This is a genomic window from Caldivirga maquilingensis IC-167 (genome assembly GCF_000018305.1).
GTDB classification, from domain to species: Archaea; Thermoproteota; Thermoprotei; order Thermoproteales; family Thermocladiaceae; genus Caldivirga; species Caldivirga maquilingensis.
Genome location: NC_009954.1, coordinates 1,896,378 through 1,910,592, shown reverse-complemented (window position 1 = coordinate 1,910,592; position 14,215 = coordinate 1,896,378). Strand labels below are relative to the sequence as shown.

Genomic DNA, 14,215 nt, shown 5'->3' with positions numbered 1-14,215 from the left:
AGTGAAAGGTATTTAACCATCCTAAGCACCATCTAATGCGTAGTGCGGATTAACCCTGAACTATGCATTAAATGCCGTGGGGAGTATAACCTATGCGGGTTAGCGTACTGCCCAATACTAGTGAATAATTGGACACTTAGGAGGATTAAGCCCCTTGAGGGTAGGCAGGATGTTAACGGCTCCTCACCCCCAAGCATCATGGTTGGTAGATTAGGTTACCCTAAGGTTAGAGTCTACCCAGCCACACCACCCACTCATGGGGACACAGGTTGGCTTGAGGAACCGAGGACATGGTTAAGCATGAGGCTTGAGGACTTCCTATCAAGTAGACTCACGTTAATCAGGGGGTCAGTAATCTTCAAGGTTAATGACCCAAGGAACCCACCTAGGCAACTCCACGACATACAGGTAATGGCTATTTCAAGCGGACCCGTGGACACTGAGTTAACGCTGGCTAAGCCAATTAAAGGTAATGTAACCTTAAATGAACAGGAACCACCAATAGGCCCCTCAGCCCCATTGAGAAGCATTAAATTATCCACAATACCTCAACCAAGCAGGGCTGTGGAGAAGGCTTACTCCGACGTGGATTTAAAGGCTAATGATGCCGTTTGGATGCTTTATAACTCAGGCATTGATGTGCACGTTATCTCAAGGTTAATGAGCGTAGGCGCCATAGGTAGGGGTAGGGCTAGGAGACTCGTACCCACTAGGTGGTCTATAACTGCGGTTGATGAGGAGGTTTCAAGTAGGTTAATCAATGAGGTTAAGAATTACCCTGAGTTAAGCGAGTACAGGGTTTACGTCAGGAGGAGTAACAATAACCTATTCATAGGCATACTAGCCCCACACACCTGGCTATACGAGTGGGGTGAGGCATGGTGGCCTGGGAGCACTTGGAACACCTGGGGAAGTGAACCAGTGATTGAAATCGATAGTGAAGGCTACTGGGGTAGGGACACCTACCCAAGCATCGGTGGATGCTACTACGCAGCCAGGTTAGCTGCAGCAGAGGCGCTTCATAGTATGCATAGGCAGGCAGCCGTAATTCTCTGGAGGGAGATTTACCCAGGCTTCAATATACCTGTGGGTGTTTGGTTCGTTAGGGAGAATGTTAGAGCCATGTTTAAGGGTAGCTACGTCAGCTTCAGTAGCCTTGATGAGGCGCTTAAATTCGCCTCAAGTCAACTTAAACTACCGCTGGCTCAATGGGCCTCAAGATCCTACGTATTGAGGAGGTTAAGGGAGGCTAGATTACTATGAGTATCATAGTTAAGGAGATTAAGGTTAAGAAAGCCCTAAGTAAATCCGGCCTACCCGAGTACGACTACGCCCTCAACCCATACTTAGGCTGCCAGCATGGTTGCATATACTGTTATGCAAGGGACTTCACCAAGGGGGAACCAGCCATTAAGTGGGGTGAGGTCGTGTATGTTAAGGTTAATTTAATTGAAGTACTCAGCAGTGAGGTTAAGGGGCTTAGGAGAGGTGTTGTTGGTTTATCAACAATAACAGACCCCTATCAACCCATTGAATCAAAGTATAGGCTCAGTAGAAGGGCCTTAAGCCTACTTTGCGATTCAGGATTCCATGTTAGTGTTCAAACCAAGTCAGCCCTAGTGATTAGGGATATTGATGTTCTTAAACAATGCGGTGAAATGGCTGATGTTGGCTTAACGATAACAACAATGAGTGATTCATATAAGTTAATTGAACCAAACACACCACCACCGTTGGTTAGGGCAATGACCATTAGGAAGCTTGCTAAAGCTGGTGTAAAAACATGGATATTCCTAGGCCCAATAATACCAGGCATAAATGACTCAAGGCTCAATTACGAGCCAATAATTAGATTAGCCAAGGAGACTAACAGTCAATTAATAATAGACAGGTTTAGGCCAAGGGAAACAGCAGTAAGATTAATGAGGACTAAATTAAACATTAACCCAGTGCCAACAAATAATTGGTGGAGAAGAGTAGTAGGCGAATTAACACAACTCTGCGATAGCTACGGCGTTAACTGCATTACTGAGGAGGATGAGTGGAGGAGTAGACGTAGGAATAACTCAATACTCGACTACTTAAAATAACTCCCTTAATAATGGGATAATTCACAGCAACCGTGCCTACTATCATTCTAATTAATGGTTAATCAAGTTGAGGCAGGTGAATTATTTAATAAGCATGCATAAGTACTAGTAGTAAGTGATGATGGTTTGCAGCCCTGATAACTGATGATACCGCTGATTCCTGAACCCACGTAACCATGGATGCCAACTGCATGTACATTAAGTTTTCAAGGAAGTAAAGAATAATACTTAACATGAATAAGTTAATCAAAATAATTAAAGTATCATTCATATGCATTAAGAATCAGCCGGAGGACAATTACTAAGGCCTTTGCCAAGCAGTGAAATTACCCAGTAATCTCCCACCCAATGCTAAAGCCAGTTAACATATAAGGATAGAAAAACAAACCTACCACTAACTGTTCATGAAGTAGAGAAATGCTTAAAAATACATAAACTATATAGTATTGCTATGGCAGGAGAACCTAGGAGGCAAAGGCGGTTCATATTTGATGACTACTCGATTGAGGAGGTGCCTATTGTTGAGAGGTATGGTTTGTATAATGTGTTCTTGACATTAAGTGCATCGTTTGGTGCCATAGCGGTTTTATTTGCTGGTGGTGTTCTTGGTGGTGGTCTTAACTTTACTAATGCAATAATAGCCGTGATGGTTGGTAATATAATTTTATCTATAATTGGTGCTTTATCTGGTGTTATTGGTGCGTATTCTGGTTTGTCAACATATGTTGGCTGGAGATTACCCTTTGGTAGAGTTGGTGGTAAATTATTAGGGTTTGCGTTAATAACGATAACAACTGGAATTGGTTGGTTTGCTGTTGAGAGCTGGTTCTTTGGTGTTGTTATGAATGAGATATATCCCAATAATCCTTTCTTCTCCGTATGGGCGGCTGCATTATGGGGTGGTGCTTTAATGATACTCTCTACCTATATAGGTTACAGGGCTTTATCATTCCTTAGTTATTTCATACTTCCACAGCATGTATGGTTGATTGCAGTTGGGCTTTTTCTTGCTATTTCATTACATGGTGGTTGGGGTGCCGTATGGACTGCTGTTCCTAAGTCTCATATGTCGCTGGCTGATGCAATTACGGCTACGGTAGGCTTGTACATAGCTGGTTCATTAATAGCACCAGATATTACTAGGTTTGCGAAAAGACCGAGGGATTCTGTTGTTGCATGGGTGTTACATATGTTTGTGTTTTATCCATTTTTAATACTTGGTGCTGTTGCCATAGTACTGCTTACTGGTAGTGTAATTATCACTGAGGATATGCTTAAATTAGGTATGGGCCTTGGTATACTTTTGATAATAGTTCTGGGGCAGTGGATAATAAATACAGTGAATCTATACAGCGGTAGTTTAAGCTTTACGAATGCAATACCTATCAGAAGGGATTATTCCTCAATAATAGTAGGTATTATAGGTACATTATTAGCGGCATATTGGGGTTATACAGCTGGCGCTTCGTTAGCACCTTTTGAGAGTTTTATAACTGTACTGGGTTCCTTACTACCAGCTGCTGGTGGTTCTGTATTTGCAGAGTTTTTCATCGTAAAACCTTATCTAGAAGGTGTTAAGAATCCCTTTGAGAGATTTAAATTAATACCAGGTAAGGAGTACCCTGAACTTAATCTCACTGGTATATTATCATTTGCTGCGGGTGCTCTTGCTGGCTTCTTCTTAACTGTTGGTATAGCAGCAATTAATGCTATTCTTGTTGCATTTATTGTACATGTAATATTAGCGTATGCCTTCAAGAGGACAGAAATTAAGTACGAATTAGGTAAGTATGTGTACATGGGAGGTGTTGTGAAATGAACTTTTCAAGATTAAGTTTATACTTTGCGATAATTCAATTAGTATTTTCAGTAATTTTACTTGCAGTGTTAAAATATAATGTCAATATTTATGCCATGTACCATACATTGGCAGCGACATTATTCATGCTTATAACTTCATTAATGAGTATATACTTCTCCTGGAAAAACCAAGTAAGCAGGATTATCGCAGATGCTTGGTTAGTAATATCCATAATTACTGCTTATATAGCGATCCAAGTATCACCGTTTATGAATAATCCTGTTAAGCCGCTTGAATTGACTGTTACGAGTATAGTAACGGCACTGTGGATAATTGATTTATATCTTGCATGGAGAAGTAAGATTAATATATTAAGATTATAAGTAATATTAGTTAAAATTATTAATCCATTTTAAATATTATATTTATCAGATTTCTAATAATTCTTTAATTACTCGCACAAGGAGTGTTCTAGGTAATATTATAGGTTTCTTTGTAATTTCAGCAACCGTTTTCTTAATTGTTATGGAATATCCAAATGAATCAAGCACGATTAAATCGGTATCAATTAATTGTTTTGATAATTCTTTAAATTTATCAATAGTATTTATGTAAGCTGATGATGAAACTACAGTTACATCATTAACTATATTTAACCATCTATTTTTTATTAAGTTAATTTGAGATTTATCAGGTACAAAAATACCTAGTTTTTTAACATTCATAGATTTAACAACATTCATTGTTAATTTAGATGGTTCGATCATTAAAATATTAGACTTAAGTTCTGGAAAATCACCTGTACATAATAATCCTATTAAATTAACATCTTTTTCCAGTTTTTCAATACATTTTTGCATTAAGTCAATTATTTTACTCCTGCTAAGCATTACTTGGGTACCATCTCTTAATCTAGTAACGAGTATGTAATCATTATCCTTAGGTGCTAATTTTTTGATTTCGTTTAAGGATAAATCGTCTAGTGCACCGCATTCTATTATTTTTATATTATTACCGAGAATGGGCATTATTTCTGGTATTATGTCAGTTCTTGGTGATTGCCCTATGGTTATGAATCCCACCTTAATGTCGCGCGTCATGTGGTAATCTTTTTATGCCGCTGAAATTAAAGTCTTTCTTAATGTCAATGGTTAAATACTTAATAGAGGTAATTGATATTTTAGAAGATCCTAAAATTGATGGCTATAGAGTCAAGGATTTCCTTGAAGCAAAATATTCTAATTACTTAAGGGTTGATGTTGAAACCATTAAAGGTAATGATGGTTCTGTTGACTTGGTAACTATTTTAATACCAGGCGCACAAGGTAAAAAATTAGGTGGGACAGCACCAACACTGGGTATTACTGGCAGAGCTGGTGGTATTAGTGCTAGACCAACAATTAAAGGGCTTGTTTCTGATGCAGATGGTGTAATTACAGCATTAGCTGTTGCTTATAAAATAGCAGAGATGGCCCGTAGGGGTGATGCATTACCCGGGGATGTTATCATAACGACTAATATTTGCCCCAATGCCATAGTAATACCGCATGAACCTGCACCATTAATAAGAAGCCCTATTAATTTATTTGAAATTTTAAGGAGAGAGGTTAAACCTGAAATGGATGCAATACTAAGTGTTGATGCCACAAAGGCTAATTTAGTTGTTAAGAATTTAGGTTTCGCGATAACACCAACTGTTAAGGAGGGATGGATATTGAAGGTAAGCCCTGACTTGATAAAAATATACATGAATGTAACTGGTAGAACCCCCATCATTGTACCGTTAACTATGCAGGATATAATACCATTTACGGTACCTGTTTATCATATAAACAGTATAGTACAACCATGGTTATTCACGAAATCACCTGTAGTTGGTGTTGCCATTACTACGGAAACAGTAATACCAGGCTCTGCTACTAACGTCACAAATTTAATATCACTGGATCAAGCATCACGATTCATATTAGAGGTTGCTTATGAATTTACTACAGGTAAGATGAAGTTTTATGATGAAAATGAATGGAACATTTTAAAAAACACTTATGGCGAATTAAGTGAAATCATGAGAAGAGGTTTAGGTGATTCGTCTTAAATTTTCAATTTACCAACAGCTTTAACCCTAACCTTAACAGCATTTCCTGGTAAATATGGCATTGCTATTTCTTCAACTTCGGCAATCTCTACGGTAGCTGGATCGGCACCGGCCTGTATTGCTCGTAGAATGGCTTCTTTAGATGCATCATTAATAGCATCACTTCTAGAGGTTTTTTCATAAGAATACGCTTTCTCTACTGTTGCACCTACTAATGCTGTTGCTGCACCTATGGCATTTGCGTATTGTGCATTATCGGGTCTAATAACCTCCTTAGCACCCTTTAATCTTCTTGGCCACATGGCAGATCCTCCACCTACCAGAATCACAGTTTCAGGCTCTGGCCTTGTCTTTATTTTATCTAGAGCATCCTCTAGCATCTTAACCATCTTATCATAGGCTTTTTCAACTAACCACTGAGGTATCTTAGCTTTGGCAAGTTCTGATTTACATTGTGGATCATCTATTACCATAACACCCTTTGCAAGTGCTATATCAGTGGCCGTTATTGTCTCACCACCCCATGCAATACCTTCATAAATTAATCTATACCCAACACTGACAGGCCCTATCTTCACATCATTGCCTTCGACTCTAACAATACTACCGCCTGCCAATCCTATGGCGATTATATCGGGCGCCCTAATATTTGTTCTAACACCCCCAATCTCTACTTCTAGGGCTTCACGTGGATAGCCATTAACGAGTGCGCCTATGTTTGTTGTTGTGCCACCAGTATCAGCAACTATAGCATTTGGTATTCCTGTTAAGACATAGGCACCGCGTATACTATTTGATATAGGTGCTATGACAGTGAATATAGGGAACCTCATTATATAGTCAGCAGAGGCTGTTGTTCCATCATTCTGTGCAAAAAACATTTTAACGTGGCTTAATCCCATGCTATTGAGTGCGCTCTTAAGGGAATTAATGGCATTTTTCATGACATTAATTGTAGCGGCATTAAGTATTGTTGCGTTTTCTCTTTCTAAAAGTCCTATTGAACCTATTTCATGTGATAAAACAATCGGTGTATTAGGCATAGTCTCCTTAGCAATGTCGAGAACTTTATTTTCATGTTCAGGATTAACTATAGACCATACAGATGTAATCGCTACAGCGTCTACTCCCTTTTCTGTAAAATTCTTAAGTATCCTTTTGATGTTATTATCGTCAAAATTAGTAATAGGCTCGCCAGTATAATCATGACCACCCTTAACCATGTATGAACTCGCTAGAATAGCATTTTTAAGATCACTTGGCCAGTCAAGCATAGGCACTATAGCCTCAGTAGCGGGTAATCCGATTCTAATTACTCCGACTCTGCCAAGATTTCTCCTTTGAACTATTGCATTAATAACGTGCGTAGTTCCAAACATTACGGCTACAACATCATCTTTACTAATACCGGAGTTTTCAAGAATAAGTTTTAATGCATTAATTATTCCTGATGTAACATCGGGTGTAGTCATGGTTTTAGCAGCATATATTAAATTATTATTTTCATCAAGTATCACAGCATCTGTATGTGTGCTACCAACATCAATACCAATCTTGTACTTTGTCATGCCACACCACCTATTTTCTTAACTCTCATTTCAATGGGTACATAATCAATGTCATAACCAAAGTACTTAGGCCCTACAACTTCTAGACCTCTTGGATTTCTCCATTTTTCATTGCACGGTATACCAATTACGATAACCCTTAAACCATATCTAAGTCTCTCTGTGGTTATGGGTTTACTGGTTTCACTATCAAGTACTGTTATTAAATCGGGTACCGATGCTATAATCTCTCCATCCTTAATTGCTACGAGATTTTCATTTTGAAATTTAATAGTAATCTTTGAATCTTTATATTCATCGAGCCCTTCAATCACAGCCTCACCTCTTGCAAAACCACCTATATTAAACCTTTGCACATCAATGATCTTACCTTTAAATAGGGCATAACCCTTAGTTACATCTAGCAATGCATCAATTGGATTCTTGCCAGTGATCTTTGCATCCCTTAGTGTTCTACCTATTTCAATCGCAAATGATATACTGCCCTTCACAGCAGCATCTTTATATGGTTTCCCATAAGTTGGATAGATAGCTATCCAAGCAGAGCCACCAAATCTAACGGTTACAGTTCTAGCTATCCTTTCAGCCCAGAAGTTATCAATAGCATCAAGTATAATTGCATTACCACGTTCATCAGAAAGAGCCATTGGTGTTGCTTTTATTCCGTATATGTGAAAAGTGACCATTTGAAGTTCGGGAAATGCCCTACCCATACCATCAGCATCAATAACAAGCAATCCCCTTTCTGCTGCCACCACAAGAGGTATCGTGGAATTAACACCACCAGCCTCAATTGGTGATATAAAGTCCACCTTTCTATTAAAGTACTTCTCTAATAAATTAAGTGAGAACAATGCCTCCTTGCCGCTGGGTATCTTCTCCATTAGAACTACAGGCGTTCCCATAGCGGCTACGGGTATTATGAAGGCCTCATCATCAATCTCGTCGATACTAACAACTTCGATTTTTCTACCGCGTTCTAATTCCTGAAGAACCATTAATTTACCAATATATGGATCGCCACCACCGCCGGTACCAAGTATAGCGGCGCCAACAACTAAATCCTCAACGTCTTGCTTATTTAGAACAAAATGAACCATAACTGACAAGTAGATATTTTATTTAATTTTTAAGAATTACCTAGCTTATCTGGATTTATATTAGGGTTCCTCGGTATTATGGGTTATGGACGGTGTTAAGATTTTGGTAGTTGTTTATAGGGTTGGTGGTAATAAGGCCTTTAGGTACTGTGTCATTAGGTTTAATAATGTGGTTGGTTCCGTGGTACTCGTATTCATGAATGATGAGAGGAAGGCCATGAATGGCAGGTATAATCCAAGCATGTCATGAGTATTAATTCGTATATTTTAAGGATAATTCTACGTATTTATTGGGGTTCATTATATCGTTTGGATCCATTAACTCCTTGATCCTCCTCATAATTAGTAATGCCTTTAGGTTATTACGTGACTTAAACTGCTCATAGAGTAATCGGGCTTTTTGAAGCCCAACACCATGCTCCCCCGTTATACTACCGCCAATCTTAATTGCTATTCTACAAAGCTCCTCATATACCCTATCTGCCTCTTCCTCCTTACCTGGCTCAATAAGTATGTGCGGGTGCATATTACCATCACCAATGTGTGCTAGTATTGGTATTGGTTTCCCCATAATCCGCTCCACCCTCCTCACCTCCTTAATTGCATCAGTAATCCTCGAGATAGGTAGCGATAAATCCTCTGAGAAGAAGTTCCCATAGAATGCCTTTATAGCCTCACCAGCCCTTGACCTAAGCATTAAAACCTCCTTAGCCTCTTCTTCACTTACCAATGTTTTAACATTTTGCAATCCAACATGTTTCACTATGTTCATTAAGTCGTCCATGTACTCGCCCTCTATTCGAATAATCAATAATCCACCAGGTGCTTCAGGTAAATTACCATTGAATACCTTATTAACAGCCATTATTGAGTAATAGTCCATGTACTCCATCAACTCAGGTAACAAGCCACCCTCCCTAATCTTCACCACCAACTTACCAAGTTCATCCTCATTTTCAATACCTATTAGCAACGTGGTGAATGACTTCTTCGGTATCGGTATTATTCTAAGCCATGCCTCAGTTATAATCCCAAGGGTACCCTCACTGCCGATGAATAGATGAACCAGATCATAGCCTGCCCTATCCTTCCTCAGTGGTTCACCGAATTGAGCAACTTCACCCATGGGTAAAACAACCTTGAGCGCCAGGACCCAGTCCTTCATGGTTCCGTACCTCAGAGCCCTCATTCCACCAGCACCAGTTGCAATCATACCCCCCACAGTGCACATGTAATGGCTCGCTGGATCCACTGGGAAGAAGAAGCCGTACCTTGCAAGTTCCTCGTTAAGTCTATCAAGGATTATCCCTGGTTGAACTCTAACATACCAATCAACAGTATTAACTTCGAGAACACTATTCATCATTTTCATATCAATTAAGACGCAACCATCACATGACAACGCACCAGTGAGACTTGTCCCAGCACCCCACGGTATTACAGGCACCTTATACTCATTAGCGAGTTTCACCAAGGCAATGACGTCCTGCTCATTACGAGGATAAACAATTACCAGGGGTTTACAGGGAATCCTATGAAATCCCTCCTCTCACCAAACTCATACGTCATGCCGAGCTTCCTTAGCTCGTTAATTAATTGCTCCTTAACCATTAACTCAACAAAATGACCCTTAAGTAATTTAAGGGTGCTATCTTATGCATTTAATATCTCCTTACTAAATTCCCTCTTAACTGCTTCATAAAGGCCCTTAATATAACCTATTGTGTAGATTCTACCCAGGTAGTTATAACCAGGTGCACCTAATTCTGCGTCATTCTCAAGGGTTGGTGTGTGATCAACCCTAACGTAACCATTATAGCCAATCTCCACGTACGCCCTCATGACCCCCACCAGGTCCGTCTTACCCTCACCTATCAACGTCTCCACGAAATTATACCTATCACCTTTAACATCCCTGAAATGCACAAAGAATATCCTATCCCTAAACCTCTTAATGACGCTTGGTAGGTCGTCAGTCATTAATGTGAAGTTTCCTTGACATAGAGTTATACCATTATAATCACTCCTGACTAGGATCAGTAGTTTCTCAAAGGACTCAATGGAATTCATGATCCTCGGTATACCCCTAAACTCGGGTATTGGTGGATCATCGGGGTGCATTGCTATCTTAACATTACTCTGCTCCGCAATTGGCACTATATACTCAAGGAACTCCCTAAGGTTATTCCAAAGCTTCTCGTGGGTAACACCGTACTCCTTAACCAACCTATGCGGCGGTGCCTTCTCAATATCGCCATAGTTGAATCCACTTACGTACATCTTATCCAGGTAACCCACACAGAACCTGAGCTCGGTCGTGAGCCCTGGGCAAATGCCCGCTAACTCGTTTAGGAACGCCACTAGGTTGTGCCCGAAGGCTGGTCTCCCAAGCGCCCTTAGTATTGACCTTAGTGAGAACTCAGCCACCTGCTGAGCCTTGAAGCATGAGAGCCAGTGCAAGCCGTCCTTAACATGGGCCTCCGTATTCATTAGAAACGCCTCAGCCCCATTTTGTCAAAAATATTTCTACTGGCCTTCCTAAGGTAATAGGAAATCATGGGTTTCGAAACACCCAATTCTCTAGCTATTTCATCTATTTTTACACGCTTAGGCCAATCGAAATAACCCATATTGATAGCTATTTTCAGCACCTTACGCTCATAATCATCAAGATCGTAGAGGTATATTTCATTGAAGTTTTTAGTGATTATCCTCATTATATCATTTCCATTACTTATCCTTTTATAGTCAAAATATTCCAGTTTATTTTTATGACTTACTTCATCGACGATGTCGTCTATGGTACTCTTATCGTGATGTAAGAAGATGAAGGACTCAGCATTAGGCAATGCAATGTAAGGCAATAACGGTATTGCATTATGCTTAACCAGTGGATAAAGCACACCATGACCACTTTTTACACCGGAAATAACATAATACTTTTTGTTATTATTCTCATGCAGCGATAAGTTAGATAGTTTTAAGAAATCCCTCTTTAATGACCTAATAGCCATAACATCATCCTCTTTTTTGTCCACCTTAAAAAGTGCGAGCACTATGTTCATTTTATCATTAATTGGATAAGCATTTATTGATATAATGCGGGATTGCACAACCTTCGCGGCCATAGCTAGTCCGCACCCGCTGTGAATCCTTAAAGTAACTAGATACATAGAAACCCGTTACTTTCAAATTAAATAAGAAATATAAAAACATTACTACTTTTCTTATTTAAATGACACCTTTAATTATTAATCTATATCTTCATTAATCTATATCTTCATTAATCTATATCTTCATTAATCTATATCTTCATTAACTATAACCAAGCTCTTTAAGTATTATCTCCGTGCTATCTCCAAGCTCAGGCGGATCCGCGTCATTGTATCGTATTGTATCACTCTCTAATGGCGTTACTGGTACCTTAATCTGTTTCTGTCTATAATTGATGCTGATTAATTTTTTGGATGCATGAGGATCATTCAATAAATCCCATGGTGTATTCAGTACGGCGTAACTGATACCGTTTTGCCTTAGCACATGAATTAACTCATCACTACGAAGCCTTCTTATGGCTTCTGCTACCATAGGTATGAGCTCACTTCTACGTTGATATCTTGCCTCATTTGTCGAGTAGTCGGGTGATTCGCATATGGGTAGTTTAAAGAGTTCACAGAATCTATGCCATTGGGCATCTGTGGTTATTGCTATGAATATTCTTTTACCATCGGCTGTCTCGAAGAAATCATAGATTGCCCATGCAAATCCCTCCTCATTCATAGGCTTCAGGGGTACAAATCCCCTGGCTTGGTAAGCAGCTATGTGTTGGCCCATGAGGAACATGGCTGTCTCAAACAATCCAATCTTAATGAATGTGCCTTTACCGGTCCTCTCCCTCTCTAATAATGCATGAAGTACTCCAATTACCCCAAACATGGCCGCTGCAATATCTATGATGGAGGCCCCTAGCCTCATTGGCTTATTGCTTAAGCCATTCATATAAGCAACCCCAGACTCAATCTCAATTGGGTAATCTAATGCATTCCTGTCCTCGTATGGCCCACTCCCGTAGCCCTTTATGGATAAGTAAATAATCCCTGGATTAATCTTACTCAATACGGAATAACCAATGCCTAATCTCTCCATGGTGCCATAGCCCATATTCTCGATTATAATATCCGATCTCTTAACTAATTTAAGAAATATCTCTCTACCTTCCTCTGTCTTCAGGTTAAGGGTCATACTCCTCTTACCCCTGTTAAAGAATGCAAAGTGCCCCTCACTAGGCCCAGTAAGGTATCTCGCTATGTCCCCACGACCTGGTTGCTCTATCTTTATGACGTTGAAGCCTAGATCAGCGAGTATCAATCCAGCTGTGGGTCCTGCTACGATTTGTCCAAGCTCAAGAACTATGGGCTTTATCTCAAGAACCATGTAACTCACCCTTAATCTCATTGATGAGTCGCAGTAATTGGTCATAAGTTACAGCTCTACCTGTCCTTACGGCTGTATCCTTAATCTTCCTCATGAGCATTAATAATTCCTGATCGTTAAGGGATATACCGAGTTCAGATAGCACTTTACGTAATGTGGACCTACCCACGTATACATTAAGCGAATACCCCACCTCCTTAAATACCCCTGGATAAGCTGCGTGTGTGCCGGCGGTTTGTATAGATATATTATTACCAAATACTGGGAAATTATTTCTAAAGAACTCGATATCAATCTTATCGATTATTAATTTAGCTAAGTAGTTATATGCATCTCTAAGTTTTTCGAAATCAATGTTTATCCTGTAACTATCGTTTCTCAGTATCATGGCTATTGTGGCTAAATCGGCTATACCATTCCTCTCACCTATACCGTAGATTGTTGCATCCACATAATCAGCACCAGCGTATACTGAACTTATTGAGTTAGCTACCGCAGCACCCATATCATTATGGCAGTGCACGCTGACTGGAATCTTTACGGTATGCTTCACGTTATTTACAATATTGTACATGAGTTTCGGCGTGGCCTTACCTAGGGAATCCGCAAGTTGAATCCTATCGACACCCAGCTCCTCCAGGGTCTTAGCTAACTTAACGATATTGCTTAACTCATAAGCGGTTATATTCGTAATACCCACTTCAATTATCAATTTACCCTTACCGTAGGTATTAACGGCGTACTTAATGACATCGAGGGATTTATTAACCAATTGAGGCTCAAATGGTATATACGTGCTGATATTAGCACCGGTACTCGCTATTAAATCAATATCCTCCTTTAATGCCCTACCGAGGCCGAACACGTACTTAAAATAGTTCCTTTCCACAATGATCCTTGTAACCTCAACCTCAGACTCATGTGCAGATGGGTGGGAAACAATGGCTTCATCTACGCCAGCATTACTGATTAATTTAGCTAACTCGATCTTCTCCTCAACAGTGAATGAGATACCAGGTGCCTGCAAACCCTCCCTTAAGGTGTCATCGATTATCATACGATGTGTTGTCCCTAATTGGTACCTTTAAATGTTTTTTTAATATATTCAATGAGCCTTTAATGGTCAC

Annotated in this window: 14 protein-coding genes; 6 read left to right on the top strand and 8 right to left on the bottom strand. The window is 39.7% G+C overall.

Annotated features, from left to right (window positions below):
- Window positions 1-42 precede the first annotated feature (42 nt).
- The 4 genes from CMAQ_RS09420 (at window position 43) to CMAQ_RS09400 (ending at window position 4,274) form a co-directional block, all read left to right on the top strand.
- Window positions 43-1,263 (top strand): Nre family DNA repair protein, encoded by a 1,221-nt coding sequence (locus tag CMAQ_RS09420; protein ID WP_012186866.1) that lies wholly within the window; start codon window positions 43-45, stop codon window positions 1,261-1,263.
- Window positions 1,260-2,090, top strand: a complete 831-nt coding sequence (locus tag CMAQ_RS09415) for an SPL family radical SAM protein (protein ID WP_012186865.1) — start codon at window positions 1,260-1,262, stop codon at window positions 2,088-2,090. Before CMAQ_RS09420 ends, CMAQ_RS09415 begins: the two co-directional genes overlap by 4 nt.
- Window positions 2,091-2,541: 451 nt before the next feature.
- Window positions 2,542-3,909 carry a purine-cytosine permease family protein gene (locus tag CMAQ_RS09405; RefSeq protein ID WP_012186864.1) on the top strand — a complete coding sequence of 456 codons (1,368 nt, stop codon included), beginning with the start codon at window positions 2,542-2,544 and terminating at the stop codon, window positions 3,907-3,909.
- Window positions 3,906-4,274 (top strand): hypothetical protein, encoded by a 369-nt coding sequence (locus CMAQ_RS09400; protein WP_156769895.1) that lies wholly within the window; start codon window positions 3,906-3,908, stop codon window positions 4,272-4,274. Before CMAQ_RS09405 ends, CMAQ_RS09400 begins: the two co-directional genes overlap by 4 nt.
- 45 nt (window positions 4,275-4,319) lie before the next feature.
- On the opposite strand, the gene CMAQ_RS09395 is transcribed toward CMAQ_RS09400, so the two are convergent.
- On the bottom strand, window positions 4,320-4,991 hold the full coding sequence (locus CMAQ_RS09395) for an AroM family protein (protein ID WP_012186863.1): 672 nt from the start codon (window positions 4,989-4,991) through the stop codon (window positions 4,320-4,322).
- 41 nt (window positions 4,992-5,032) lie between these two features.
- Here CMAQ_RS09395 and CMAQ_RS09390 point away from each other — a divergent pair, with 41 nt between their 5' ends.
- Entirely contained in the window at window positions 5,033-5,986 is a 954-nt protein-coding gene (locus CMAQ_RS09390; RefSeq protein WP_048062805.1) for a DUF1177 domain-containing protein, read from the top strand.
- On the opposite strand, the gene CMAQ_RS09385 is transcribed toward CMAQ_RS09390, so the two are convergent.
- Together CMAQ_RS09385 and CMAQ_RS09380 are read right to left on the bottom strand one after the other, a co-directional pair.
- Window positions 5,983-7,554, bottom strand: a complete 1,572-nt coding sequence (locus CMAQ_RS09385; protein WP_012186861.1) for a hydantoinase/oxoprolinase family protein — start codon at window positions 7,552-7,554, stop codon at window positions 5,983-5,985. The two genes, CMAQ_RS09390 and CMAQ_RS09385, sit on opposite strands and share 4 nt — an antisense overlap.
- Window positions 7,551-8,654, bottom strand: a complete 1,104-nt coding sequence (locus CMAQ_RS09380) for a DUF917 domain-containing protein (RefSeq protein WP_012186860.1) — start codon at window positions 8,652-8,654, stop codon at window positions 7,551-7,553. The genes CMAQ_RS09385 and CMAQ_RS09380 overlap by 4 nt, the downstream gene beginning before the upstream one ends.
- A gap of 103 nt (window positions 8,655-8,757) precedes the next feature.
- On the opposite strand from CMAQ_RS09380, the gene CMAQ_RS10750 reads away from it, so the two are divergent.
- Window positions 8,758-8,904: a hypothetical protein gene (locus CMAQ_RS10750; protein ID WP_156769894.1), complete on the top strand. Its 147-nt coding sequence runs from the start codon at window positions 8,758-8,760 to the stop codon at window positions 8,902-8,904.
- A 3-nt stretch (window positions 8,905-8,907) separates the two neighbouring features.
- On the opposite strand, the gene CMAQ_RS09375 is transcribed toward CMAQ_RS10750, so the two are convergent.
- The 5 genes from CMAQ_RS09375 to CMAQ_RS09355 form a co-directional block, all read right to left on the bottom strand.
- Window positions 8,908-10,125, bottom strand: coding sequence for an FAD-binding oxidoreductase (locus CMAQ_RS09375; RefSeq protein WP_052290733.1), 1,218 nt, complete (start codon window positions 10,123-10,125; stop codon window positions 8,908-8,910).
- 182 nt (window positions 10,126-10,307) lie between these two features.
- A complete protein-coding gene (locus CMAQ_RS09370; protein WP_012186858.1) occupies window positions 10,308-11,144 on the bottom strand; it encodes a mannonate dehydratase in 837 nt (278 codons plus the stop codon).
- Window positions 11,144-11,782 (bottom strand): helix-turn-helix domain-containing protein, encoded by a 639-nt coding sequence (locus tag CMAQ_RS09365; protein ID WP_048062804.1) that lies wholly within the window; start codon window positions 11,780-11,782, stop codon window positions 11,144-11,146. Before CMAQ_RS09365 ends, CMAQ_RS09370 begins: the two co-directional genes overlap by 1 nt.
- 187 nt (window positions 11,783-11,969) lie before the next feature.
- A complete protein-coding gene (locus CMAQ_RS09360; RefSeq protein WP_012186856.1) occupies window positions 11,970-13,088 on the bottom strand; it encodes a CaiB/BaiF CoA transferase family protein in 1,119 nt (372 codons plus the stop codon).
- On the bottom strand, window positions 13,078-14,145 hold the full coding sequence (locus CMAQ_RS09355) for a 2-isopropylmalate synthase (protein ID WP_012186855.1): 1,068 nt from the start codon (window positions 14,143-14,145) through the stop codon (window positions 13,078-13,080). The genes CMAQ_RS09360 and CMAQ_RS09355 overlap by 11 nt, the downstream gene beginning before the upstream one ends.
- Window positions 14,146-14,215 lie beyond the last annotated feature (70 nt).

Excerpts from the sequence above, each read along its gene's own strand:
- CMAQ_RS09415 (WP_012186865.1), top strand. The coding sequence starts at position 1,260 with ATGAGTATCATAGTTAAGGAGATTAAGGTTAAGAAAGCCCTAAGTAAA.
- CMAQ_RS09405 (WP_012186864.1), top strand. The coding sequence starts at position 2,542 with ATGGCAGGAGAACCTAGGAGGCAAAGGCGGTTCATATTTGATGACTAC.
- CMAQ_RS09400 (WP_156769895.1), top strand. The coding sequence starts at position 3,906 with ATGAACTTTTCAAGATTAAGTTTATACTTTGCGATAATTCAATTAGTA.
- CMAQ_RS09395 (WP_012186863.1), bottom strand. The coding sequence starts at position 4,991 with ATGACGCGCGACATTAAGGTGGGATTCATAACCATAGGGCAATCACCA.
- CMAQ_RS09390 (WP_048062805.1), top strand. The coding sequence starts at position 5,033 with ATGTCAATGGTTAAATACTTAATAGAGGTAATTGATATTTTAGAAGAT.
- CMAQ_RS09385 (WP_012186861.1), bottom strand. The coding sequence starts at position 7,554 with ATGACAAAGTACAAGATTGGTATTGATGTTGGTAGCACACATACAGAT.
- CMAQ_RS09380 (WP_012186860.1), bottom strand. The coding sequence starts at position 8,654 with ATGGTTCATTTTGTTCTAAATAAGCAAGACGTTGAGGATTTAGTTGTT.
- CMAQ_RS09370 (WP_012186858.1), bottom strand. The coding sequence starts at position 11,144 with ATGAATACGGAGGCCCATGTTAAGGACGGCTTGCACTGGCTCTCATGC.
- CMAQ_RS09365 (WP_048062804.1), bottom strand. The coding sequence starts at position 11,782 with ATGGCCGCGAAGGTTGTGCAATCCCGCATTATATCAATAAATGCTTAT.
- CMAQ_RS09360 (WP_012186856.1), bottom strand. The coding sequence starts at position 13,088 with ATGGTTCTTGAGATAAAGCCCATAGTTCTTGAGCTTGGACAAATCGTA.
- CMAQ_RS09355 (WP_012186855.1), bottom strand. The coding sequence starts at position 14,145 with ATGATAATCGATGACACCTTAAGGGAGGGTTTGCAGGCACCTGGTATC.